Origin of the sequence: Oceanimonas baumannii, assembly GCF_002245495.1 — a bacterium.
GTDB lineage: Bacteria > Pseudomonadota > Gammaproteobacteria > Enterobacterales > Aeromonadaceae > Oceanimonas > Oceanimonas baumannii.
On record NZ_NQJF01000010.1, the window covers coordinates 133855 to 156800 of the forward strand.

20 protein-coding genes are annotated in these 22946 nt (G+C 57.8%); 14 read left to right on the forward strand and 6 right to left on the reverse strand.

All coding sequences use genetic code 11. From position 1 onward, the window contains the following. Window positions 1-77: 77 nt before the first annotated feature. From B6S09_RS12995 to B6S09_RS13010, 4 genes are all read left to right on the forward strand, one after another. Window positions 78-1067, forward strand: a complete 990-nt coding sequence (locus B6S09_RS12995) for an NAD(P)/FAD-dependent oxidoreductase (RefSeq protein WP_094278924.1) — start codon at window positions 78-80, stop codon at window positions 1065-1067. Window positions 1068-1168: 101 nt separating this feature from the next. Continuing rightward, entirely contained in the window at window positions 1169-1768 is a 600-nt protein-coding gene (locus B6S09_RS13000; RefSeq protein WP_094278925.1) for a pentapeptide repeat-containing protein, read from the forward strand. A 206-nt stretch (window positions 1769-1974) separates the two neighbouring features. Continuing rightward, complete coding sequence (locus tag B6S09_RS13005) at window positions 1975-2388, forward strand: arsenate reductase/protein-tyrosine-phosphatase family protein (protein WP_094278926.1); 414 nt, start codon at window positions 1975-1977, stop codon at window positions 2386-2388. Further along, window positions 2382-2738, forward strand: coding sequence for a metalloregulator ArsR/SmtB family transcription factor (locus tag B6S09_RS13010; RefSeq protein ID WP_094278927.1), 357 nt, complete (start codon window positions 2382-2384; stop codon window positions 2736-2738). Before B6S09_RS13005 ends, B6S09_RS13010 begins: the two co-directional genes overlap by 7 nt. Here B6S09_RS13010 and B6S09_RS13015 read toward each other — a convergent pair. Beyond that, entirely contained in the window at window positions 2735-3655 is a 921-nt protein-coding gene (locus tag B6S09_RS13015; protein WP_094278928.1) for a LysR family transcriptional regulator, read from the reverse strand. The genes B6S09_RS13010 and B6S09_RS13015 overlap by 4 nt on opposite strands. Before the next feature lie 111 nt (window positions 3656-3766). Further along, window positions 3767-5839 (reverse strand): TonB-dependent receptor domain-containing protein, encoded by a 2073-nt coding sequence (locus B6S09_RS13020; RefSeq protein ID WP_094278929.1) that lies wholly within the window; start codon window positions 5837-5839, stop codon window positions 3767-3769. Between the two features lie 448 nt (window positions 5840-6287). Here B6S09_RS13020 and B6S09_RS13025 point away from each other — a divergent pair, with 448 nt between their 5' ends. The 5 genes from B6S09_RS13025 (at window position 6288) to B6S09_RS13045 (ending at window position 14072) form a co-directional block, all read left to right on the forward strand. Continuing rightward, window positions 6288-8501: a TonB-dependent receptor domain-containing protein gene (locus tag B6S09_RS13025; RefSeq protein ID WP_094278930.1), complete on the forward strand. Its 2214-nt coding sequence runs from the start codon at window positions 6288-6290 to the stop codon at window positions 8499-8501. 119 nt (window positions 8502-8620) lie between these two features. Then, a complete protein-coding gene (locus tag B6S09_RS13030) occupies window positions 8621-9454 on the forward strand; it encodes a putative metalloprotease CJM1_0395 family protein (RefSeq protein ID WP_094278931.1) in 834 nt (277 codons plus the stop codon). A gap of 144 nt (window positions 9455-9598) precedes the next feature. Continuing rightward, a complete protein-coding gene (locus B6S09_RS13035) occupies window positions 9599-10747 on the forward strand; it encodes an efflux RND transporter periplasmic adaptor subunit (RefSeq protein WP_094278932.1) in 1149 nt (382 codons plus the stop codon). Next, entirely contained in the window at window positions 10747-12672 is a 1926-nt protein-coding gene (locus B6S09_RS13040; protein ID WP_094278933.1) for a MacB family efflux pump subunit, read from the forward strand. The genes B6S09_RS13035 and B6S09_RS13040 overlap by 1 nt, the downstream gene beginning before the upstream one ends. A gap of 2 nt (window positions 12673-12674) precedes the next feature. Beyond that, a complete protein-coding gene (locus tag B6S09_RS13045; protein ID WP_094278934.1) occupies window positions 12675-14072 on the forward strand; it encodes an efflux transporter outer membrane subunit in 1398 nt (465 codons plus the stop codon). On the opposite strand, the gene B6S09_RS18800 is transcribed toward B6S09_RS13045, so the two are convergent. After that, window positions 14049-14162, reverse strand: coding sequence for a (2Fe-2S)-binding protein (locus B6S09_RS18800; RefSeq protein WP_094278980.1), 114 nt, complete (start codon window positions 14160-14162; stop codon window positions 14049-14051). The genes B6S09_RS13045 and B6S09_RS18800 overlap by 24 nt on opposite strands. 35 nt (window positions 14163-14197) lie before the next feature. Beyond that, window positions 14198-15628 (reverse strand): aminotransferase-like domain-containing protein, encoded by a 1431-nt coding sequence (locus B6S09_RS13055; protein ID WP_094278935.1) that lies wholly within the window; start codon window positions 15626-15628, stop codon window positions 14198-14200. Between the two features lie 122 nt (window positions 15629-15750). Between B6S09_RS13055 and B6S09_RS13060 the strand changes: the two genes are divergently transcribed. The 4 genes from B6S09_RS13060 (at window position 15751) to B6S09_RS13075 (ending at window position 19012) form a co-directional block, all read left to right on the forward strand. Beyond that, on the forward strand, window positions 15751-16638 hold the full coding sequence (locus tag B6S09_RS13060) for a DMT family transporter (RefSeq protein ID WP_094278936.1): 888 nt from the start codon (window positions 15751-15753) through the stop codon (window positions 16636-16638). A gap of 51 nt (window positions 16639-16689) precedes the next feature. Then, complete coding sequence (locus B6S09_RS13065; RefSeq protein ID WP_094278937.1) at window positions 16690-17190, forward strand: M48 family metallopeptidase; 501 nt, start codon at window positions 16690-16692, stop codon at window positions 17188-17190. A gap of 156 nt (window positions 17191-17346) precedes the next feature. Further along, on the forward strand, window positions 17347-17961 hold the full coding sequence (locus B6S09_RS13070; RefSeq protein ID WP_094278938.1) for a c-type cytochrome: 615 nt from the start codon (window positions 17347-17349) through the stop codon (window positions 17959-17961). A gap of 1 nt (window position 17962) precedes the next feature. Beyond that, window positions 17963-19012 (forward strand): c-type cytochrome, encoded by a 1050-nt coding sequence (locus B6S09_RS13075; RefSeq protein ID WP_094278939.1) that lies wholly within the window; start codon window positions 17963-17965, stop codon window positions 19010-19012. A gap of 169 nt (window positions 19013-19181) precedes the next feature. On the opposite strand, the gene B6S09_RS13080 is transcribed toward B6S09_RS13075, so the two are convergent. Both B6S09_RS13080 and B6S09_RS13085 read right to left on the reverse strand, forming a co-directional pair. Then, window positions 19182-20435 carry a mechanosensitive ion channel family protein gene (locus B6S09_RS13080; protein WP_166670322.1) on the reverse strand — a complete coding sequence of 418 codons (1254 nt, stop codon included), beginning with the start codon at window positions 20433-20435 and terminating at the stop codon, window positions 19182-19184. Between the two features lie 90 nt (window positions 20436-20525). Then, window positions 20526-21203: a glutathione S-transferase gene (locus tag B6S09_RS13085; RefSeq protein ID WP_094278941.1), complete on the reverse strand. Its 678-nt coding sequence runs from the start codon at window positions 21201-21203 to the stop codon at window positions 20526-20528. Between the two features lie 151 nt (window positions 21204-21354). On the opposite strand from B6S09_RS13085, the gene B6S09_RS13090 reads away from it, so the two are divergent. Then, entirely contained in the window at window positions 21355-22818 is a 1464-nt protein-coding gene (locus tag B6S09_RS13090; protein WP_094278942.1) for a DUF3360 family protein, read from the forward strand. Window positions 22819-22946 lie beyond the last annotated feature (128 nt).

Below are 22946 nucleotides of genomic sequence, written 5' to 3' on the forward strand. Positions count from 1 at the left end.
AGCCTGGCAGGAGTACCCCGGTCACTCGGCAGTCAGAATATTCAGTAATACCTGATCAATTCAAAGCAAGGATAACAATGAAACCAAACATCGCCATTATCGGTGCCGGTCTCGCCGGCCTGACCCTCGCCCGGGAATTAAATGAGCACGCCGATATAACCCTGTTTGAAAAAGCCCGGGGACTGGGCGGACGCATGTCTACCCGCCGCCGGGGTGAGCACCGCTGGGATCATGGCGCCCAGTTTTTTACCGCCCGCTCTCACACCTTCAAGGCTTTGCTCAAACCCTATATTGAAAGCAGCGTGGTGGTCGAGTGGCAACCCAATATAACCACTCTGAGTCCAGAGCAGCCCCCCTATAAACGCCCCTGGTTCGAGCCCCACTATGTAGCCACACCGGGCATGAACAGCCTGCTTAAAACCATGAGTACCGGACTGAACATCACGCTGCAGACCCGGGTGGAAAAACTGAGACAGGAAGCCGGTAAATGGCAGTTGTTCGATGACAAGAGTGAGCCGCTAGGTGAATTCGACTGGGTCATCAGCTCGGCACCACTACCGCAAACCGAGGTGCTGCTGCCCTTTAAACCCGCCGACTGGGCCGGTTTTGGGATGCAGCCCTGCTATGCCCTGATGCTAAAAGTGGAGGACGGTGAACTGCCGGTATGGGACGCTGCCCGGGTTAATGACTCTCCCCTCGGCTGGATTGCCTTTAACCATCGCCTGCCGGGCAGAAACAGGAACTTTGGTACGGTTGTCGCCCACAGCACCTCCAGCTGGGCGGAAACTCACCTGGAAGACGATCAGGACTCGGTACGCGAGCAACTCACCGCCGAATTCTGCATGCTTACCGGAGTCAAGGCCACTTCCGTCCTGGAAGCCCACCTCCATCGCTGGCGTTATGCCTTGGCCACTGAGGTGGAAGGTGAACCGGTGGGTTATGTGCTCGACGCCAAGCGAAAACTCGCCGCCTGCGGCGACTGGTGCCTGGGCGGCCAGGTGGAATCTGCTTTTACCAGCGCACACCAGCTGGCGGCCCGGCTGCGTGCCGATGCGTGCAATGCCTGATGGTCCAATAGCGCCTGCTCGTTTCATGTGAAGCAATGAATTCGTTATCATGGTCAGCATTTAGCGGGGCGAGCCCCGCATTTCCCGGCCGGATAACGCAAATGGTGACCTTGCAGGACAATGAACATTACCTTGAACGGACTTTTGACAAGCTCAATGCCACCCGGGCCCGGTACTGCCATATCGAGTTTGAAGAGTGCCGGTTCACCGACTGTGACTTTTCGGGTACTACCTTTGAAAAGTGCAAATTCATCAACTGCGATTTTGTCCGCTGTAACCTGAGTCTGGTCACCCTGCCCTATTCCACGCTGTTTGGTCTTGCCTTCAACGACAGCAAACTGGTTGGCGTTGACTTCACCCGGGTAAGCTGGCCGGTTTACCACCTGGATCACGAACTGAAGTTTTACCAGTGCATTCTGAATGACGCTTCCTTCTTTGGTCTTACCCTGAATGAACTGGTACTGGAACAATGTAAAGTGCGCGATGTGGATTTCAGGGAAGGCAATTTCTCCCATGCTCACATGACTTATTGCGATTTCACTCATAGCCTGTTCATGCGCACCAACCTGCAGGGTGCCGATTTCAGTGAGTCCACTGGCTATGCCATCAACGTTCTGGAAAACCGGGTACAGGGTGCCCGGTTTTCCCGCTATGAAGCCCTGAGCTTACTGGAATGTCTGGGCATTGAGCTGATTGATTGAACCTCAGCAACCGGTCGCACCAAGGTCTCATACGAGACGGCGATGAACCCTACCCAAGGCCCTGTTCTCGCTGGTTTTGCATAACATTCAACGCTGCAGCCAGACTTCGAGCCAGAGCGCAAAATATGACACCACGATGACACCGGCGTTGACATGCGAAAGCCCGTATATAAGATGAGCGCATTATTAAGGATACGGGCTTTGCCATGACTTCTGTGCTTTTTGTTTGCCACAGCAACAGCGTGTGCTCCCCCATTGCCGAGGCGCTGCTTAACCATCTGGCCGCAGACCGTTATCGGGTCATGAGTGCCGGCGTGCAGCCACAGACGCTCGACGCCAATGCACTGGCGGCGCTGCGCAAATTGAATGTGAATACCAGCGGTCTGGAAAGCAAAAACCTGGACGCCGTCGCTGACGAATATTTTGATATTGTCATCAGCCTTTGCGATCAGGCCGAAGCCGCCGCGCAGGCAGTACCTGCCACCCGTTATATGGCCTGGCACTTCAATGATGCCCCCTGCTGCAGCGAGGCCGATGCCACCAAAATGACTCAGGAAATTTACGAACGCATTAAGCTTCTGGTGCTGGTTCAGGACCGGCAGGAAAAAAACCTGTGGTAACAGCGTCCTCTCCTCTGCCGCTGTTCAAGGCGCTGGCAGACGACACCCGCCTGCAGCTGATGCTGCTGATCATGACCGAAGGCGAGGTCTGCGTGTGTGAAATGACTCACGCCCTGAATGAAACCCAGCCTAAAATTTCCCGCCACCTGGCTCTGCTGCGCCAGGCCCGTTTGCTGGCCGACCGGCGCGAAGGCCAGTGGGTATATTATCGCCTGGCAGACACCCTGGATGAAGGCAGCAAGATCCTGCTGACCCAGACCCAACAGCATTACCGCGGCTATATTGCCCCGGCGCTGGCCCGGCTGGATAAAATGGGCAACCGCCCTGATCGTCGCCAGCTGTGCTGCTAATTTTCCACCGCTGGCTGCTCCCGCCATTCTGCCGGCAATGAGCTGCGCAGGTGTGACAGCAAGGCCTGGTGCTTTTTGGGCTGCCGCCCGAATGAATACAACAATCCCACCGGCAGGGAAGGCAGCTGCCATTCAGGCAGACAAACCTGCAGACAGCCCGGGTGGGCATTGAGATAACCTTCGGCAAAACGCACCGGCAATACGCCAATCCCCTCTCCTTTGGCAATGGCATCCAGCTGCAAGACATAGTTATCCGCGTTCAGCCGGGATGGTGGCGGCTGAAAAGCATATTCACCTTCATGCTGATGCTGCAACAACAAGGTATCGCGGTTTTCATTCAGCCAGTCTACCCAGTCATAAGATGACAGCTCTCGCGGATGCTGCGGAATGGCGCGCCCGGTAAAATAATCTGGACTGGCGTAAAGGCGGCACGGCCAGTGACACAACACCTCATGACGCAAGCCACACTGGGGATCCTCACCTACCCATAACCAGATCTCATTTGGGGCAGTACCGGTCAGAGGGGCGCGGGTTTCCGTGTGCAAAGTGATTCTCACACCCGGGTAACCAGCCAGAAAGTGCTGTAATGCATGTGGAAACCACCCTCTTGCACAACTGCCATGTACCCTGACCACCAGCTCACCGCTAACTTCCTCCCGCAGGTCGTCCATGGCCTGACGCCCTTGTCTGGCCAGGTGCAATATCTGCTGGCTGTAACGTTCAAACAACACACCGGCTTCCGTTGCGCACAACCGGTTACCCCGGCGATGCAGCAAGGGCTGACCCAGTCTTGACTCCAGCTGGCTCAGCCGCCGGCTTAGGGTGGACTTGGGCAACCCGAGACGCCGGGCAGCCTCGGTGAGGCTGCCGCAGGCCATCACGGTGACAAACCCTTCCAGCTCCTGCAAATCCTGCATTCAGCCTCCCTCTAACAACATGAATACATCACAAATAAAAAACGGAATAGCACGCTGCTGCCCGCTATTCCGAAATACAATGCCAGGCGCACCAGCCGGCATTGAATCAGTTTAAAAGTCGACGCTGATCCCCAGATTCACCCGGCGTCCGTCAAGTACGACCCCATAGGTTTCGTTGGTCACTTCTTTATCAGCCAGGTTATAAATGCCGGCCGTCACCTCGGTCCCCGGCATCAGCCTGTAAACCAGGCCAGCATCAAAAAAGGTGTAGCCCGGTGTACCATCACTCATACTGGTACGACTCAGATAATCACTGGTTTTACCCCGGTAGTTTGCCTGGGTCCAGAGGCTGAGGCGATCTGTACTCTGCCATTCCAGAGCGACATTCGCCATATGTTCGGGCATCTTGTTCAGCGGCTGACCGGCAAACTCTCCACTTTGCTGCTCCGACTCGGTATAGGTGTAGCTGGTACTCAGATGCAGATCCTGTGTCAGGTCATGATCCAGGCTTAACTCAACCCCCTGTATAACGGCATCATCAATGTTTTTACGGGTGCTGAGAAAGAGATAGTTATTGCCTTCATAGGCACATTGCCAGGTAGAGGGGTCATTACGATCACCGCCCGGCGCACAGAATCTGTCTTCTGTAATTTTGTCTTTAAATTCGGTATGAAACACCATCAGACTGGCGTTCAGCCCGCCACCCTGACTCTGATAAGCAAAACCGGCCTCATAACTGGTACTTTTCTCCGGCTGCAGGTCCGGGTTACCAATAATCAGCGCCCGCGGGTGAGGTGCAGGTGAACCGCCACCACCGGTGCCACGGCCAAAGCCCTCGGTGGCCGCTGCCAGCCCAGGTTGCTTATAACCGGTTGATACGCCCCCTTTCAGGGTCCACGCCGGAGTAAGATGATAGGTGGCATAAACACGGGGAGACAAATGACCGCCAAACAGTTCATCATCGTCATAGCGCAGACCCGTGGTCAGATTCAGCCTGTCGGTCACTGACCACTCAGCTTCGGCATAGAGGGCGGCAATCCAGCGGTCTACCTGCGCAACAGCGCCGGGCACCCCGGAAGAAAGCAGCCCATTGGTTTCATCAGTAAAATCTTCAAACTTGTACTGGCCGCCCAGAGTTAAAACGTGATCCCGCCAGAAGTAGCTGCCCTGCGTATTAAAGATAGTGATTTTTTCACGCTTGGTTTTATCCTGCACCCGTTCCGAAATATCATGCTGGAGATAACTGCTCAGTTGCACGTCACCATAGCGGCCATCATGAGAGAGCTGGTAAACATCTTTATGGTACGTCGTGGATGATGCTGTGGTTGGCCGGCCTCTACTATCCGTCAGGGGCTTGCTTTTGCCCGGATTGGATGTCTCATCCATGGCCGCCGTGTCCCAGGACAACGCGATGTCATTTGCCTCATTCGGGGTCAGAATGAACTTGAACCCTGCTTTTTTACGGGTGCTGTCGGGGGTACTGGCAGCGCTGTCTCCGCCACCGGAAAAATCACTTTCATCAGCCCCTTGCCAACTGCCATTAATCCGGGCACTCAATAAACCGGGTATCAGTGCACCACCAGCAAAAAGACTCACTTGTTGCTCATCATTACTGACATCATTAAAAGACTTGGTGTAACCGGTATTGATACTGCCGGTCCAGGCCTCATCCGTTTTACGGGTAATGATGTTAATAACCCCGCCCATGGCTTCAGAGCCATACAAGGACGACATCGGGCCACGGATTACTTCCACCCGTTCAATCATGGAAATGGGCGGCAAGGCAATTTGCTTACCCCCGTCGCTGCCATTGGTATTAACCGCCCGCCCCGACGAAACCGGCTTGCCATCAACCAGATAGAGCGTGTACGCAGGGCTCATACCACGAATGCTGATGTCCTGTGCCTTTCCGCCCCCCGTCACATAGACACCGGGAATATTGTTCACGGCATCGGTAATGTCGGTGTAGGCCTTTTTCTCCAGCTCTTCACGACTGATGACCGAAATGCTGGCCGGAGCCTCAGCAATGTTTTGCTCAAACCCGGCAGCGGTCACAACCACCGTATTGAGTGCGGTCACATCATCTGCCAGCACAGGAGCTGTCATGCCCAGCAGGGCCAGTCCCACTGCATTATTCAGCACCGAGCGGGCAAAAGTGACCGGAACATTGAGAAGGTCAGACATACGTTAACTCCTTGAAAGATAATATTTCCCACAAGCTGTCCGGCACCGTAAGGCTCATCGGATCAATAATCACGGAATGATAATGGTTATCGTTAGATTTCAAAGATCATATGTGACAACAAGGTGTTGTACAAAACGGAACACCAGAGCGGAGCGAATACCGCTCAGAAGCTCCCGGCGCGTCCGGAAACCGATTTGTTAATCAGCAGAACAGGGATAAATCAACAAACATAAAGAATAAAATACAAAAAAAAGGGAAAACAAAAGCATTAAACACCAGGTAATTTGATTTTAAAGAAAGTAAATCTGTTCCATATATGGAACAGATCGTTCCATATATTTGTGTCACTTTCAGGGAACTATCTGAATACAATGCCGCTTACGATAACCATTATCATTAGCAAGTTCATTATTGTCGGCAGCGACATTCGTGTACAGGAGAGTAGAGATGCCCATGCCCAGCCGTCTTGCCAGTGCCATTTCTATGGTGTTGCTCAACGCTGCATCCATTACCGCCGTACAGGCACAAAACGCGCAGGTATTTGATACCGTAGTAGTGAGTGCATCGGGGTTTGAACAAGACGTCACTGACGCGCCGGCCAGCATTACCGTTATTGGCCAGGAAGAGTTACAACAAAAACGTTATGGCAACCTGGCCCAGGCACTGGATGGGGTAGAAGGCATCGATATTCGCCAGGGCACCGGGAAAACCGGGGGCCTGAACATCAGTATCCGGGGTCTTCCCAGTGAATATACCCTGATCATGATCGACGGTCGTCGTCAGAATACTGCCGGCAACGCAACCCCCAACGGCTTTAACGAAACGTCTACCAGCTTTATGCCGCCGCTTTCAGCCATTGAGCGCATTGAAGTGATCCGTGGGCCCATGTCGACGCTGTATGGCTCTGATGCCATGGGTGGCGTAATTAACATCATCACCAAAAAAGTCGCAGCAGAATGGAATGGCTCCCTGACTCTGGATCATACCTTCCAGGAGAATCGTGACTATGGTGATTCCAGCAATGCCAGCTTTTATGCTTCGGGGCCGCTGATCGAGGACAAACTGGGCCTGGCAGTACGGGGCAGTATCTTTGACCGTGGTGCTTCCAACCTGACATTCGAAAACAATGACACCGTGACCAAGCGTGGCGCCTCACCGGTGGAAGGCCGTAATTACACCATTGGTGGCCGCCTGACCCTGACACCGAACGAAAACCACGATATCTCTCTGGATGTCGAACGTGGCCGCCAGGTCTATAACAATGACGAATGCCAGCTGGGCACCCTTGATGGCAAGGCCGGCGGCAGCGCCGTAACCGGCTGTACGACCGAACAGCCGGATCAGGCCAACGGCTATAAAGATGAACTGCGCTTCGAACGGGAGCAACTGGCGTTGTCCCACACTGCCCGTCTGGGTTTTGGCAATCTGGACAGCAGTATTACTCATAACACGACCGAAACCCTGGGCCGGACCATTCCCGGCGGGCGAGCTTCCCGTCCCGGTTTCAAACCCATTGGCAGCAGCTATGATAACTTTCCTTCCATCATAGTGGGCAATGATCGCAAGCTGGTCGCCACTGAACTGGTGCTCGACAGCAAGCTGGTCGCTCCTATCGGTGATGCACATATCGCCACCATTGGCGGTCAATGGCAGGACTCCGAGCTGGAAGACGGTATCTCTACCGAAAAGTTTGAGCAAAAGTCATGGGCGCTGTTTGCTGAAGATGAATGGATGCTGCGTGACAACCTGGCGCTGACCCTCGGTGCCCGTTACGATCATCATGACGCCTTTGGCGGTCACATCAGTCCGCGCGGTTATCTGGTATGGAATACCAATGAGCACTGGACCCTGAAAGGTGGCGTCAGCCGGGGATATAAAACACCGAGCCTGAACGACTTGCATAACGGTATCAATGGCATCAGTGGCCAGGGCTCTGTCATAAACATTGGTAACCCGGATCTGCAACCGGAAACCACCACCAACACCGAAGTGGGTGCCTACTACGATAACCTGGCAGGCATCAATGCCAATGTAACGCTGTTCCACACTCGCTTCAGCGATAAAATTGCCAGCGGTGATGATATTGCAGACCCGCTGTGTGCCGGCAATGCTAACGGCACCTGCTCCCAGAAAGTGAACGTAGATGAAGCCGTGACCCAGGGCGTGGAGCTGGCCGCCGGCTGGCAGTTTGCCCGCGACTGGAAACTGTCCGGCAACTACACCTTTACCGACAGCGAGCAGAAAAGCGGTGAAAATCAGGGTGAGCCTCTGACCAACACGCCCCAGCACATGGCCAACGCCAAACTGAGCTGGAACACCACCGATCAGCTGACCTTGTGGTTGCAGGGCGAATATCGCAGCGATCGCACTCGTTTCCTGAGCAAGCGGGAAAATCTGAGCGCCGATCAACAGCAACTGCTGGATGCAGCCGGTGATATCAAGGGATATGCCCTGTTCCACCTCGGCGGCTCCTATCAGGTTTCAGACAAGGTGACCCTGAACGCCACCATCTACAACCTGCTGGACAAGGACTTCACCACAGGTACCTATTACAACAACGGCAACGACTGGGCTTCCGACTATACCCAGAGCGGCCGCTCTACCGACGGCACCCTGGAAGAAGGACGCCGGCTCTGGTTGTCTACCAATATTCGTTTCTGATCCCTGTTTACACCTACTGTCTGGCCCTCTTTAAAGAGGGCCTTTTTTATTTGCTTCTTTTCCTGGCGATGATTATGTTGAAGGATTCATCATTGCTTCTTTTCCTCCGGCAGGCGCTTATGAATATCGATAACCGGCTTAATCACGATCCGATCTTCACTTCTGCCTCCCTTGCAGCCAGCCAGCCGCGTCAGACCAATGAGCAACGTGAACGTGTCCCCCCCACCGAGCAGGCCGATTCCTTTGCCGGCCGGGACGAACGCCGGGAGCAAGGCAACAACGAGCTTGCCCTGTACGATGCCCGTGGCCAGGAAACCGGTCACGCAGCCAGGGCCGGTGATTTGCCGGCCGACAGCAAAGACAGTACCGAAGACGAACAGCAAACCGCCAGGAGTACAGCTCATCCGGCCAAGCCTTCCGGCGAACCGATGACAGAAGCAGAAATGCTGGAGCTCAATGACCTTAAGCTGCGGGATCAGGAAGTCCGTACCCACGAGCAGCAACATGCCGCCATGGGCGGCCAGCACACCGGTGCTCCCAATTACGAATTTGAAACCGGCCCCGACGGCAAGCAATATGCAGTGGAAGGCCATGTGCAGGTGGATATGTCGCCAGTACCGGATGATCCCGAAGCCACCATCGAAAAAATGCAGCAGGTCAAGGCGGCAGCCCTGGCCCCGGCAGAGCCATCCCAGGCCGACCGCAGCGCTGCCGCGCAGGCTGACCAGCTGATCACCAAAGCCCGCGCCGAGCTCAGAGAGCAACAGGGCGAGACCTCCCAGGCTGACAAGCCCGGCAGTCACGCCACCGGCGATGCCTCCCCGGACAAGGAGACCGCCTCTGCCGAGCCTGCGCATCTCCCCTCTCATATGCAACACCGCCATGACGTCATTGCCGGCATGTACGGCCGCACCGCCGAACATCAGTCCCGGGCCCTGATTGGCCTGGCCTGAATTACCTTACGGCTTCTCTGCCCTCCTGCCGTGGCACTTTGTGTCACGCTGACAAACTTTGGTGACATTTACCGGGTTCAATAATCCGCGTCATTCACTCAATCACAGTCGGGCACCCCGCTGCTCACTTCAACGACACATAATATGAAAAAAAACATTCTGCTCTGGGCGCCGCCTCTGCTGCTGGTACTTGCGATTGTTCTGGCTTACTCACCGCTGCTTGATGACAAGCCGGTACTGGCCCCGGTCACCACTGAGGTCCAGCGCGGCACGCTCAGCGATCTGGTCACCGCCACCGGCATCCTCCAGCCCAGCGGCTATGTAGATGTAGGTGCCCAGGTATCGGGCCAGCTCAAAATTATCCACGCGGAGGTGGGTGACAACGTCAGCACCGGCGACTTGCTGGCAGAGATCGACCCTACCGTTTATCTGGCACAGGTAGACGCCAGCCGAGCCCAGCTGCGCAACCAGCAGGCCCAGCTAAAGGATCGGCAGGCCCAGCTGACCCTGGCACGGCTCCAGCACAGGCGGCAGCAGCGGCTGATGGCTGAAAACGCCACTTCACGCGAGGCCGTACAGATCGCCGAAGCCACCCTGCATTCGGCCGAAGCCCAGGTTGACGCGCTCAAGGCGCAGATTGCCCAGACCGAGTCCAGCCTGCGGGCCGATGAAGCCAACCTGGACTATGCCCGCATCTATGCCCCGATGGACGGCACCGTGGTCAGCATCGAAGCCCGCCAGGGCCAGACCCTGAACACCAACCAGCAGGCACCCACCCTGATGCGCATCGCCGATCTGGCCACCATGACGGTACAGGCCAAGGTATCCGAGGCCGATGTCGGCAAGCTCAGTGCAGGCATGAAGGTCTATTTCACCACGCTGGGTGATCCCGGCCGGCGCTGGCACAGCCAGCTGCGCAGGATTGAGCCGACCCCGGTGGTGGAAAACAATGTGGTGCTCTATAACGCCCTGTTTGATATTGATAATCCCCGGGGGCAGCTGATGTCCCAGATGACCACCCACGTCTTTTTTGTACGGGCCGAAACCGAGAACGCCCTGCTGGTACCTGTCTCGGCACTGCGCTTTACCGAGCGGGCCGGTGCCGGCAAGGCGCGGAGCACCGTGCTCAACAACGGCCGCAAAGAAGAGCGCGAGGTGCAGGTGGGTATCAGCAACCGCGTGCAGGCCGAAGTGCTGAGCGGGCTTGAAGCCGGCGAGCAGGTGATACTGAATGTGGCACCGGCTGGCCAGAACGGTGACGGCCGCCGCTCCGGCATGAGGATACGTTTCTGATGAATACCCCGCTGATCGAACTTAAGGGCATCACCAAGCAGTATGGTGCAGGCGAGCTGACCACACAGGTTCTGCACGGTCTGGATCTGGTCATCAACCGGGGAGAGTTTGTGGCCATTATGGGCAGCTCTGGTTCGGGCAAGTCGACCCTGATGCACATTCTGGGCTGCCTGGATCAGCCCAGTAGTGGCGAATACCGGCTGCTGGGCCGGAACGTGGCCAGCCTGAACAGCGACCAGCTGGCCGTGTTGCGCCGGAACACCTTCGGCTTCGTGTTTCAGAGTTACCATCTGCTGGGCGGACTGAGTGCCCGGGAAAACGTCGAGGTCCCGGCCCTGTATTCGGGGCTGTCCCGCAGCGAACGCCGGCAGCGAGCCGAGCAGCTGTTGTACCGGCTGGGGCTGGAAAACCGCCTGGGCAACACCCCCAGCCAGCTGTCCGGTGGCCAGCAGCAACGGGTGTCCATCGCCCGGGCACTGATGAACGGCGGCGACATCATTCTCGCCGATGAACCCACTGGTGCCCTCGACAGCCACAGCGGTGCCGAGGTCATGACCCTGCTGACGGAGCTGGCCCGCCAGGGCCACACCGTCATCCTTATCACCCATGATCCCGGAGTGGCGGCGCTGGCTGATCGCCGCATCGACATCAGCGACGGCCGCATTATTGCCGATCCGGGCCCGACACCAACCGCCGCTCAGGACACACCCTCCCCTGCCCGCCCGGCCAATGCCTTGTGGTCCGAGTGGCTGGAGGCGGTGCGTACCGCCTTTCGCTCCCTGCACAGTAACCTGTTCCAGGCCGCCCTCACCCTGCTCGGCATTGTGATCGGCGTGGCGTCGGTGATCACCATGCTGGCCATCGGCAACGGCTCCCAGCAGCAGGTACTGCAAAGCATCAGCGCCATGGGCAGCAACCTGCTGGTGGTGCGGCCCGGGGCCCCCAATCAGTGGGGCCGGCGCGCCACGTCCACGCTGGTGGCGGCCGATATGAATGACATCAAGGAGGTGGACAATGTGGCGACGGCGATACCGGAAATCAGTGGCTCGGCCACCTTGCGTTTCGGCAACCGGGATCACACTCCGGAGATCAACGCCACCTCTGCCGACTTTCCCGCTGCCCGCCAGTGGAGTCTGAGTGCCGGTACCTTTTTCACCACCGACGACGAGCAACGCTATGCCACCGTGGCAGTACTGGGCCAGTCGGTGGTGGACGCGCTGTTTCCGGACTCGGATCCCCTGGGCCGCTACGTGATGGTGAACAATATCCTGTTCCAGGTGATTGGCGTGATGGCTCCAAAGGGGGCCTCGCCCTGGGGGCAGGACCAGGACGATGTGGTGTTTGTGCCCTATACCACCGGGGGTCTGCGGCTGTTCGGCCAGCACTTTTTACGTAGCATCACGGTCTCGGTAGACGAGGTGAGCCGGATTGGTGATACCGAAGCGGCCATTCAACAACTGCTGCTGGCACGCCATGGCGTAGAGGACTTTCAGATCCGCAATATGTCTTCCATTATCGACACCGTATCGGCCACCACGCGGACCTTCACCTGGCTGCTCGGCTCTATCGCCGCCATCTCATTGCTGGTAGGCGGGATCGGCGTGATGAACATCATGCTGGTCAGTGTGACCGAACGTACCCGGGAAATCGGCATCCGCATGGCCACCGGAGCCTGCACCCGCCACATCCTGCAGCAATTTATGACCGAAGCGCTGGTGGTCTCGGCGCTGGGCGGTGCCATCGGCGTAGGGCTGGGGCTGGCCGCCGCCGCGTTGGTGGCACGCTTTGATATCCCCGTGCATTTTTCGTTGGCACCGGTCCTGCTCGCCTTCGGCTGCGCCTTTATCACCGGCCTGGTGTTCGGCTGGCTGCCGGCACGCAAGGCAGCCCGGCTCGATCCCGTTATCGCCCTGGCCTCGGAGTAACCATGACCGCTTTATCCGCACGCTTCCTCCCCCTGCTGTTACTGCCGGTGCTGGCCGGTTGCACCCTGCCCGGCGGCGAGGCACCACCGGTACCGCCGCTGGCAGAGCAATGGCGCAATCCGGCCTTTGCCACCACCGCGCTGGATCGCCGGTGGTGGCAAAGTTTCGGCTCACCCGAACTGAACGCCCTGATCGAGCAGGCCCTATCCGGTGCGCCCGACCTGCGCATGGCTGCCGAACGTATCGCCCAGGCCGAAGCCCGGCTGGCCGCCAGCGGCGCGTCACTGTTTCCCGGCATCAGCATCAGTGGAGACAGCAGCCGGGGCTGGTCCGATCCCGGCATCAATGAGCGCAGCAGTCTGGGGATCAGCCTGAGCTACGAGCTGGATCTGTGGGGAAAAAACCGGGCCGGCAGGCTGGCCGCCGACGCCGGCCTCCGGGGCAGCCGTTATGACTTTGAGAGTGCCCGCCTCAGCCTGACAAGTTCGGTCGCCACTACCTGGTTCCAATGGTTGACAAACCAGGAACGGCTGCGCATCGGCGAGGCCAATCTGCGTCTGGCGGAAGACACGCTGGCAATCGTGGAAGTCAAATACCGCCATGGTGCCAGCGCGCTGAGCGAGGTACACCGCCAGCGCAGCACGGTACTGAGCCAGCAGGCCGGACTAGCCCCTCTGCGTGAGCAGGCCAGCCAGGCCCGCTCGGCGCTGGCCGTATTGCTGGGAGAATCTCCCCAGCAGTTCGAACTGGCCGACGCCGGCCTGATGCAACTGCAGTTACCGGAAGTGAGCGCCGGCCTGCCTGCCGGGCTGCTGAGCCGTCGTCCCGATCTGGCCAGCGCCGAAGCAGCGCTGCTGGCGGCCGATGCCGATCTGGCAGCGGCACGGGCAGCGCTGTTACCTTCCATCAGTCTGACCGGCAGCGGCGGCCTGGCATCCGCCGCCCTGCTGTCACTGGCGGATCCCGGCCGCAGCCTGAGTCTCGGGGCCTCGCTCGGTCAGGTACTGTTCGACGGTGGCCAACGGCAGGCTCAGGTGCAACTGAACGAGGCCCGCCGCCGGGAGCTGGCCGAACGCTACCGGCAGGCGGCACTGACCGCGTTAAAGGAAGTGGAAGATGCTCTGGGTAACCAGGCGCTGTACCAGGAACAGGAATCCCGGCAGCAAGCGATCGTGACCGAGGCCCGGGAAACCCTGCGCCTGACCGAATTGCGCTACCGCGAAGGTGCCGAGGAACTATTGGCACTGATCGACGCCCAGCGCACCCTGTTCAGCGCCGAAGATCAGCTGGTCAGCCTGCGCCAGAGCCGGCTGGATGCCGCCCTCGGTTTATTCAAGGCCCTTGGTGGCGGCTGGCACGCCGGGGCCACCGAGCCGTCAGCGGACTCTCTTCGGCTTTAACAACGGGCAAGTTCCGCAATAGGTTACCGGTTCACAGGTTTTGTAATAAAAACAGCAGGTCCGCCGCAGGCGGATGTCCCGTCCTTCAATCCGGGTTGGAGGCCAGCTACACTGCCTTTAGCGGTTCACCCTGATACCAAGAGACTCCCGAGCGTCAGCTCCAGCCCTCGCCACATCTTTTCGTCCTGACAATGAGCAATATTGATTCGCATATACTGGTCAGCGTCAGGCTGATGGCTGAAATAACGTCCGGGGGCCAGCAGGATGCCCTCTTCCGCCGCCCGCTGGCTGAGCCCGGAAGCACTGAGGCCGTCGGGCAGTCTTAACCAGCTAAAATATCCCCCCGCCGGGCGGTGCACGGCGTTAAACCCCAGGGCTTCAAAACGTGCCAGGGTGGGCTCACGCACTTCCTCCAGCCGCCGGCGCAACTGTTCGACATGACGACGATAACGCCCGCCGGTCAGCAGCCGGTACATAATGGTTTCGATCGAAGGCGAAGTGGGCATGCCGCTGATCAACTTGATATCGGTCAGTTCGGCGATCAGTGCCGGGTTGGATACCAGAAACCCGGCCCGCAGATCCGCCGACAGGGTTTTCGACAGGCTGCCCAGATAGACCAGCCGGTCAAAGCCGGCCAGGCTGGCATAACGCAGGCTTTGCTGTGTATCAAAGTCGGCATAAATATCGTCTTCCAGCAGCCAGCAGCGGCGCTCTGCCAGCAGGCTGAGCACCCGGTAGGCCCGGCTGCGACTGACACTGGCTCCCAGCGGATTGCTCAGTACCGAGTTGGTCAGATAGAGCACCGGCCGGTGCTGTTCCAGCGCCTGTTTCAGGGCAATCAGATCGGGGCCTTCGGCATCCCGCGGCAACGCGACCGGCACGGCCCCGTGCAACCGAACCAGCGCCTGAAAATTATAAAAGCCCGGATCATCCACCAGCACCCGTTCGCCGGGACGAACCAGAGTGCGCATCACCAGATCCAGACCATGTGAGGCACTGCTGGCCATCAGGATCTGGGCCGGATCGGCAGGAATGTCGAGCCGTTCCAGACGCAATCCCAGCTGCCGGCGCAGCGCCGGATGCCCCTGCGCGCTGCCATATTCGGTCAGCGGCGCGGGCTGGCGGGCCAGCTCCCGCAACGCCGAGCGAATATCGCCATCCCCCAGCCAGTCGGCCGGCAGACAACCACTGCCGGGCTTGAGCGAAAACCGCTCTGTGTCCATCACCCGGCGCAATAACATCACCTCCTGCGCCATGGCACTGGCCGAAGCATCCACTTCCAGCGCCAGCCGCCGCGTCTGGGTGCTGCGCGCCACATAGACCCCGCTGCCCTGTCGGCTGACCACCAGCCCGGCGGCAGCCAGTCGTTCATAGGCATCGGCAACGGTAAAACGGCTGACCTTGAGCCGCTCGGCCAGCTGACGAATGGAGGGCAGCCGCTCGCCGGGCTTCCAGCGACCGTCGCCCACGGCCTGAGTGGCATGCCGTACCAGCTGCTCAACAAAAGGCTCGGCACTGGCCTTGTCAAAGGCCCAGTCGACGGCAGAAATTGTCATGGCCATACCTCCTGTACATTTAGGTCAGTCATACGCAAAGTGTCCTGATTGTCTGGTAGTAGAGCGACTATGATGGCCAAACACAAGTCCTTATTACTGCACGGGTTCGCCAGGAGGTTGTCATGAACCAGGCCCATACACTGTCCTCCCCCAGCTACCGTCCTCTGGCCGGCATGGCCTGGGGCTTTTTGGCGGTGCTGCTGTTTTCCGCCGGCCTGCCTGCCACCCGGGTTTCGGTGGATGCAGGCATGTCCGGCCTGTTTACCGGAGCCGGCCGTGCTGCCCTGGGCGCACTGTTTGCCGCCGTCCTGCTGCTGCTGACCCGTCAGCGGTGGCCCACACCACAACAGTGCGCACGACTGGCGGTGGTGGCCCTGGGAGTCGTGTTTGGTTACCCGCTGCTGTCTTCGGTGGCACTGGAAACCGTCTCGGCGACTCACGGTGTGCTGGTCACCGCCTTGCTGCCCTTGTGCACTGCCCTGTTTGGCGCATTTCTGTGCCGCCATCGCCCCCGGGCAGGGTTCTGGCTCTGTGCCGTCTCCGGTACTGTCCTGGTACTGTTTTATGCGGGGCGTCAGGCCGAAGGACAATGGCAACTGGCTGATTTGTGGCTATTACTGTCCTGCGTGCTGTGCGGCCTGGGTTACGCGGAAGGGGCGCGACTGACCAAAGAGCTGGGCAGCTGGCAGGTGATCTGCTGGGCTCTGGTGCTGTCACTGCCGATACTGCTGCCCATTGTCTGGCTCACCTGGCCAACCCGGGAGGTGGCATTATCAGGCTGGCTGAGCCTGCTCTATCTGGGTTCAGCCAGCATGTTTATCGGCTTTTTCTTCTGGTACCGGGGACTGGCCATCGGCGGTGTCACCCTGGTCAGTCAGATCCAGTTGTTGCAGCCCTTTAGTGCCCTCTGGCTCTCGGCCCTGCTGCTGGGCGAGCCGGTCTCGGCCCAGGCAATCTGGATTTGTCTGGCCGTGGTGGCCTGCGTGGCATTGGGACGCCGCTACGCCTGACCCGGCACTTTCCTCTATAATGGGGCTCACACCCACAATGGAGAGCCCCCAGTGAGTACTCCCGATTATCTGGCCGGCTATCCGGAAACCCTGCAGCAACAAGCGACCAGCCTGCTGCTTAACGGTCGCCTTGGCCATTACCTGGAACAGAAGTACCCTGAATCCCACCCAGTGCAGAACGACAAGGCCCTCTACAACTATGTCTGCACACTGAAGAACCGTTATATGAAAAAAGCCGCTCCGCTCAGCCAGGCTCGCTTCGACAACAAACTGAATATTGTCAGGCAGGCGCTGGGGCTGCATACCTATCAGGCCCGTCTGCAGGGCAACAAATTAAAAACCCGTAACAGCATTACCGTAGCGGCGCTGTTTCGTGAAGGTCCTCCGGAGTTTCTGCGCATGATAGTGGTGCATGAACTGGCTCATTTCAGAGAAAAAGAGCATAACAAAGCGTTCTATCAGCTATGTTGCCACATGGAGCCTGACTACCATCAGCTGGAGCTGGACACCCGGTTGTGGCTGCTGTGGCGGGACCATACCAGACAAGCCTGAGCACCAGTATCGGTCCGGGTGCCGGGCAATACGCATTTTTCTTTTAAAAACAATAAAGAACCCTCTTTTTATGTGGGATATACGTATACTCGCCCTGTGTTTCGGGCTCTAGAATGAGCCCTGAGTAACACCACCTCTCAACCGAGGATAATAACAATGACCAAAACCATACTACTGGGAGCTTTGCTGGGAGCCGGCGCCCTGCCCGTGATGGCAGAAATGCCGCCACAGGCCGCTGTCTGTGTCAGTTGCCACATGGCCAATGGCCTGGGCATGGCCAATGTAGCCCCTTCCATTGCCGGCATGCCGGTCTCTTATCTGGCAGAGCAGCTGCGTCACTTCCAACAGGGCGCGCGCGATAACGCCATCATGAAACCCATGGCCATGATGCTGGATGATGCCGGCGTTGAATCGGTAAGCCAATGGTTTGCCAGCCTGCCCGCGCCGCTGCCCGCAGCGCCAGCCTTCCGCGGTGAGAAACCTTCTCCCCAAGATATGGGGCTGGGTGAAAAACTGGCGTATCAGGGTGACTGGCAGCGGGATCTGCCCAGCTGTGTTGCCTGCCACGGTCCCGAAGGAGTGGGCGTGGGCGAGGCATTCCCCCACCTGGCCGGCCAGCATGCCGACTATATTGAAAGCCAGCTTAAAGCCTGGCAAAGCGGCAGCCGCGCCACCGATCCCCATGGCCTGATGGCCCCGGTCGCCAACAAGCTGACCGCAGAAGAAATTACCGCCGTTGCCGGCTATTTCGCCAGCCTGGGAGGTCAGTAATATGAAAAAAGTTTCCGCCATTATGCTGGGTCTGTCTCTGGCAGGCATCACCGCTGCCCATGCGGTAAACACCGATAAACTGGCTATTCAGGAAGAGCTGCCGGTAGGCAAGGCCGCCGGCGAATACCCCGCACCTCCGGGGTGGGACAAACTGCCTGAGGGCGAGTTTGGTGAAAAAGTGATTCGTGGTTACAACTACTTTGTTAACACCCAGTCACTGGCACCGGAGTTTGTCGGCAATGGCCTCAACTGCGTTAACTGCCATATGGACGCCGGCAAGAAAGAAAATGCCGCCCCCTTGTGGGCAGCCTATATGAGCTACCCGGCCTACCGCAAAAAGAACGACCGTATCAACAGCTATGAAGAACGTATTCAGGGCTGCTTCCTGTACTCCATGAATGGCACCCCCCCGGAACACATGAACCCGGTGCTGGTAGATCTGTCTGCCTATGCCTACTGGCTGGCGCAAGGCACCCTCACCGGTGAAAAATTTGATCCGTCCGCCATGCCCGTCCCCGCCGATGAAGACCTGCTGAAAGGCGGCAAACGCGATGACTTCCCCTTTATGCAGGCTTACCTGGACAATGGCGGCAACGCCGCACCTGATACCCCCGGCCGGGGTTACCCCAAACTGTCGGATCCGGCACAGGAGCCGGATATCGCCCGGGGTAAGGCCGTTTATGAACAGGAGTGTGCCGTTTGCCATGGTGCCAATGGCGAAGGTCAGCAGGTAAACAACCGTTATGTCTTTCCGCCACTGTGGGGAACTGACACCTATAACTGGGGAGCCGGCATGCAGCGGGTCAATACCGCCGCTTACTTCATTCATAAAAACATGCCGCTGGGTCAGCCCGGGAAGCTCACCGAGCAGCAGGCCTGGGACGTGGCCATGTACCTCGACACTCATGAACGTCCGCAGGATCCCCGCAACAAGGGCTCACTGGAAGAAACCGTGGAGAAGTTCCACGGCGGCTACAGCCAGTACGGTAAGGCGTTTAATGGCAGTGTGCTGGGCACCGCCAGCTACCCCAACCACCCGAATAAACCCTAATAACGCTGCACAGCAAAAGGCCGGGCATGCCCGGCCTTTTTATTTAGGGGATTCGGATTAAATGGTTGATGACATGAAAACATACTGGTAATTCGTTCGTCATCTGAGAGTGGTATCAGGTTGACGGGGTGAAAATACCTCATCAACCATCACGTCCGCATACCCTTATTTATACTGCCTTTTTCAGTGCCGGTTCACTTTGGCCTGCCAGCATACGCATATCAAAGCCGGTCGGGGTCTGATGTACACGCAGGTCGAACTCAGGCAACACCGCAAAGATATGATCAAAAATATCAGACTGTATACCTTCGTACTCAACCCAGCGAGTGGTGTTGGTAAAGGCATAAATTTCGAGGGGGATACCTTCACTGCCCGCTTCCAGCTGACGCACCATCAGGGTCATTCTCTGATGAATATGAGGATGCTGGCGTAACAAGGCCGCCAGGTAGGCTCTGAAGGTACCCAGGTTGGTCAGTCGCCGGCCGTTAACTAGTGAGCTCATGTCTGCCAGCTGCTCACGGTTATAACGATTTATTTCCTCAATCTTGTCATGCAGATAACTATCCAGCAGCCGGGACTTCTGCAACCGGTGAAGATCGTCTTCATTCAGGAAACGCACACTGGCGGCATCAAGGCGAACACTGCGTTTAATACGCCGCCCACCAGACTCACTCATGCCGCGCCAGTTCTTAAAGGAATCGGAGATCAAGGCATAGGTAGGAATGGTGGTAATGGTATGATCCCAGTTCTGCACCTTGACGGTAGTCAGACCAATATCAATGACCTCTCCGTCAGCACCGTAACGCCCCATTTCCAGCCAGTCTCCCACCGCCAGCATATCGTTGGCAGAAAGCTGGATTCCGGCCACCAGCCCCAGAATGGGATCCTTGAACACCAGCATCAGTACTGCCGTCATCGCGCCCAGACCACTCAGCAAGATGACCGGTGATTTGCCGATCAGGGTGGACACTATCAGCAAACCGATAAAGATACTGGCAATGAGTTTGACACTCTGAAAAATGCCCCGCAGCGGAAAAGCCCGCATGGCCGGGCGCTGACGGGAAATATCGAGCAGAGCGTCAAGCAGGGAATACAGTGACAGCAGCGCGTAGAGCAAAATCCACATATTCGCTGCCATCTGAATGGCGGGCAGCAACAAAGTATCATCAGCCAGCCAGAGCCCGGCCTGTATATAAATGATGATGCCCTGCAGCGTCAGCGCCAGACGGCCGAACAGCTTGCGTTCAAAAAAGGCACGCCGCCAGATACGCTGAGTGCCTCTGGTTCGTCCTTCCACCCAGCGCAGCACCACCCGGTGCAGTACAAAGTGAATGCCCAGCGAGATGATGACGATCAGCGCCAGGGCAATACCGGTGTATGCCAGCTTGGCAAACTGGGGCACATAATGATTCAGCCAGGGCATCAGCCAGCCTTCCAGATCCTTTACCTCATCCATTACTCTCACCCATATTAAATGAAACCAGTGACATGCTACCGGCTGCGCTGGCTACCATCAATTGGCCGGACCAAAACGATACTCACCACCGGCTTTCAGAGCCTTGTGGTAAGCGGGACGCTCCCGAAAGGCTGCGACATAACTTTTCAGCCGCGGATAGCTGTCGGCCAGCGCTGAGTCACTCATGACGGTTTCCAGCGGAAAACTCATCTGAATATCGGCGGCACTGAACTGCTCTCCCAGCATCCATTTATGGCAGGCCAGGTGATCCGCCACAAAATTAAGGTGCGTATGAATTTGTTTATCCAGAAAGGCGTCGTTCACTCCCGCCACAATTCTGCTGACCAAAGGACGAATCAGAAACGGCATGGATGCCTGCTTTACCCGCTCAAACACAATGCGCATCAGCAGCGGGGGCATCAGCGACCCTTCGGCATAGTGCAGCCAGTACACATAATCCCACCAGGCATCACTGCCGTGCACCGGCAATAAGGCTCCCGCTCCGTAACGCTGTGCAAGATAATCAATAATGGCCCCCGATTCGGCCAAAGTAAGGTGGCCATCGGTGATCACCGGTGACTTGCCAAGGACATGTGCTTTTTTCAGATCCGCCGGGGCAAGACCGCTGCCGGCATCGCGCCGGTAGCGCACCAGCTGATATTCAAGCCCCAGCTCTTCCAGCAGCCACAGAATCCGCTGTGCACGGGAATCATTCAGATAATGCAGAGAAATCATGAATACTTCCTTCTTAATGTGAGCGATTTGCCCGGCATCAATAAATGTAACAGCAATGTTTAAGACTTATGTCGAATAGTTACATCCGTTAACAGCAGATAGCATGGCCGGTGATTAAACAGGGAAAGAATTATTCATCGAGGAGATGATCATGTCTGAAGCACCCTCCCAGACCTACCGCTCCCAGCGTAAGCCCCGTAAAGATTTTGACAGCCGGGCAGCCTACCTTGAGCATGAACTGTCCATCATGTCACCCCGCCGCTGGGGGATTAACCTGCCGTTCCGCGACTACAGCTTTGAGCTGGAAGATCTGGTACCGGCCCTGGCTGCGACTATCGGCAAGATAGTGATGGTGGCTGCCGTGGTGGCCGCCTTTGCCGGTCCGCTGGGCCTGAGCGACGCCTTTGTCGTGGAAAACGTGCGTTTTGAAATGCTGATCGCGGCGCTGCTGTTCGTGATTTTGTTTTCCGGCTTTATTAACCCCAATGCCAACCTGGCCGGCACCCACGGCCCCATGATCCCGCTGATTCCGTTAATCGTGGCATCGGGTGGTCATCCGCTGGCGCTCGGGCTGATGGTGGGTCTGCTCGGCTTGCTGCTCAGTATCAGTAAGGGCGGCAGCAAACTGATGGCACTCACCAGCGACGGGGTACGTGGTGGTTTGCTTATCTACCTGGGGGCCATGGGCCTGCTCAGCCAGATCAAGGCGCTCACCGCCTGGGCCAACGGCCTGGAGATGGGTCATATCGCTTTTGTGGTGATCCTCGCCACCATCATCATGTATGCCCTGCTGGCCCGGCTGGAAATGCGCTGGCTGTCTATTCCACTCGGCTCCGGCATCGCCTTTTTGATTGCAATTGCCCTGGGTGCACCGTTCGAGTTTGTGACCGAGCCTGGCATTCCACACCTGAGCCCGTCCTACTGGTGGGGTGAGAACACTGGCTGGCAGATGGGCTGGCCCGAGCTGCATCACTTTGTCAGTGTTGCTCCCTTTGCCGTGCTGGCGGTGGCCATGTGGTCCCCCGACTTTATGGGCCACCGGGTGTTCCAGGAGCTGAACTACCCGAAAAAAGCCAACAAGGTACTGATGAACGTGGACGACACCATGGCCGTGGCCTCGGTCCGGCAGGCCGTAGGCAGCGTGCTGGGTGGTGGTAACCTGGCTTCTTCCTGGGGTACCTACATGATCCCTGCTGCCATCGCCAAGCGACCCATTCCCGCCGGGGCCGTGCTGACCGGTGTGCTCTGTGTGATAGCCGCACTCTGGGGTTACCCCATGGATCTGGCGGTATGGGCCCCGGTGCTGCGGGTCGCGCTGATTGTGGGCGTGTTTATGCCGCTGCTGGAAGCCGGCATGCAGATGACCCGTAACACCACCAGCAGTCAGTCTGCCGGTATCGTGGTGTTCGCTTCCGCCTTTGTAAACCCGGTGTTCGGCTGGTCCATGACCATGCTGCTGGACAACCTGGGTCTGATTGGTGACAAGGAGCGGGGCAAGAAGCTGCGCCTGATGGACCGCTGGGTGATTCCGGGTATTACCTTTGTGATCCTGCTGAGCATCATGGCCGCCGTGGGTATGCTGCCAGGTATTCCGGCACTGATCACCGCCGAATAACCTGACCACACCACCAAAAAGCCGGAGCACTGCTCCGGCTTTTTGGTTTCTCCCGCGCATGTAACACAGCCTGCAACAGACCATCACTCCGGCTCTGGAGCTCGGGGCCGTTGTCCGCTGGCTGCCGA

What these genes read in the sequence shown, in the direction of transcription:
- B6S09_RS12995 (WP_094278924.1), top strand. Translation starts at nt 78, where the DNA reads ATGAAACCAAACATCGCCATTATCGGTGCCGGTCTCGCCGGCCTGACC.
- B6S09_RS13000 (WP_094278925.1), top strand. Translation starts at nt 1,169, where the DNA reads ATGGTGACCTTGCAGGACAATGAACATTACCTTGAACGGACTTTTGAC.
- B6S09_RS13005 (WP_094278926.1), top strand. Translation starts at nt 1,975, where the DNA reads ATGACTTCTGTGCTTTTTGTTTGCCACAGCAACAGCGTGTGCTCCCCC.
- B6S09_RS13015 (WP_094278928.1), bottom strand. Translation starts at nt 3,655, where the DNA reads ATGCAGGATTTGCAGGAGCTGGAAGGGTTTGTCACCGTGATGGCCTGC.
- B6S09_RS13020 (WP_094278929.1), bottom strand. Translation starts at nt 5,839, where the DNA reads ATGTCTGACCTTCTCAATGTTCCGGTCACTTTTGCCCGCTCGGTGCTG.
- B6S09_RS13025 (WP_094278930.1), top strand. Translation starts at nt 6,288, where the DNA reads ATGCCCATGCCCAGCCGTCTTGCCAGTGCCATTTCTATGGTGTTGCTC.
- B6S09_RS13030 (WP_094278931.1), top strand. Translation starts at nt 8,621, where the DNA reads ATGAATATCGATAACCGGCTTAATCACGATCCGATCTTCACTTCTGCC.
- B6S09_RS13035 (WP_094278932.1), top strand. Translation starts at nt 9,599, where the DNA reads ATGAAAAAAAACATTCTGCTCTGGGCGCCGCCTCTGCTGCTGGTACTT.
- B6S09_RS13040 (WP_094278933.1), top strand. Translation starts at nt 10,747, where the DNA reads ATGAATACCCCGCTGATCGAACTTAAGGGCATCACCAAGCAGTATGGT.
- B6S09_RS13045 (WP_094278934.1), top strand. Translation starts at nt 12,675, where the DNA reads ATGACCGCTTTATCCGCACGCTTCCTCCCCCTGCTGTTACTGCCGGTG.
- B6S09_RS13055 (WP_094278935.1), bottom strand. Translation starts at nt 15,628, where the DNA reads ATGACAATTTCTGCCGTCGACTGGGCCTTTGACAAGGCCAGTGCCGAG.
- B6S09_RS13060 (WP_094278936.1), top strand. Translation starts at nt 15,751, where the DNA reads ATGAACCAGGCCCATACACTGTCCTCCCCCAGCTACCGTCCTCTGGCC.
- B6S09_RS13070 (WP_094278938.1), top strand. Translation starts at nt 17,347, where the DNA reads ATGACCAAAACCATACTACTGGGAGCTTTGCTGGGAGCCGGCGCCCTG.
- B6S09_RS13075 (WP_094278939.1), top strand. Translation starts at nt 17,963, where the DNA reads ATGAAAAAAGTTTCCGCCATTATGCTGGGTCTGTCTCTGGCAGGCATC.
- B6S09_RS13080 (WP_166670322.1), bottom strand. Translation starts at nt 20,435, where the DNA reads ATGCCCTGGCTGAATCATTATGTGCCCCAGTTTGCCAAGCTGGCATAC.
- B6S09_RS13085 (WP_094278941.1), bottom strand. Translation starts at nt 21,203, where the DNA reads ATGATTTCTCTGCATTATCTGAATGATTCCCGTGCACAGCGGATTCTG.
- B6S09_RS13090 (WP_094278942.1), top strand. Translation starts at nt 21,355, where the DNA reads ATGTCTGAAGCACCCTCCCAGACCTACCGCTCCCAGCGTAAGCCCCGT.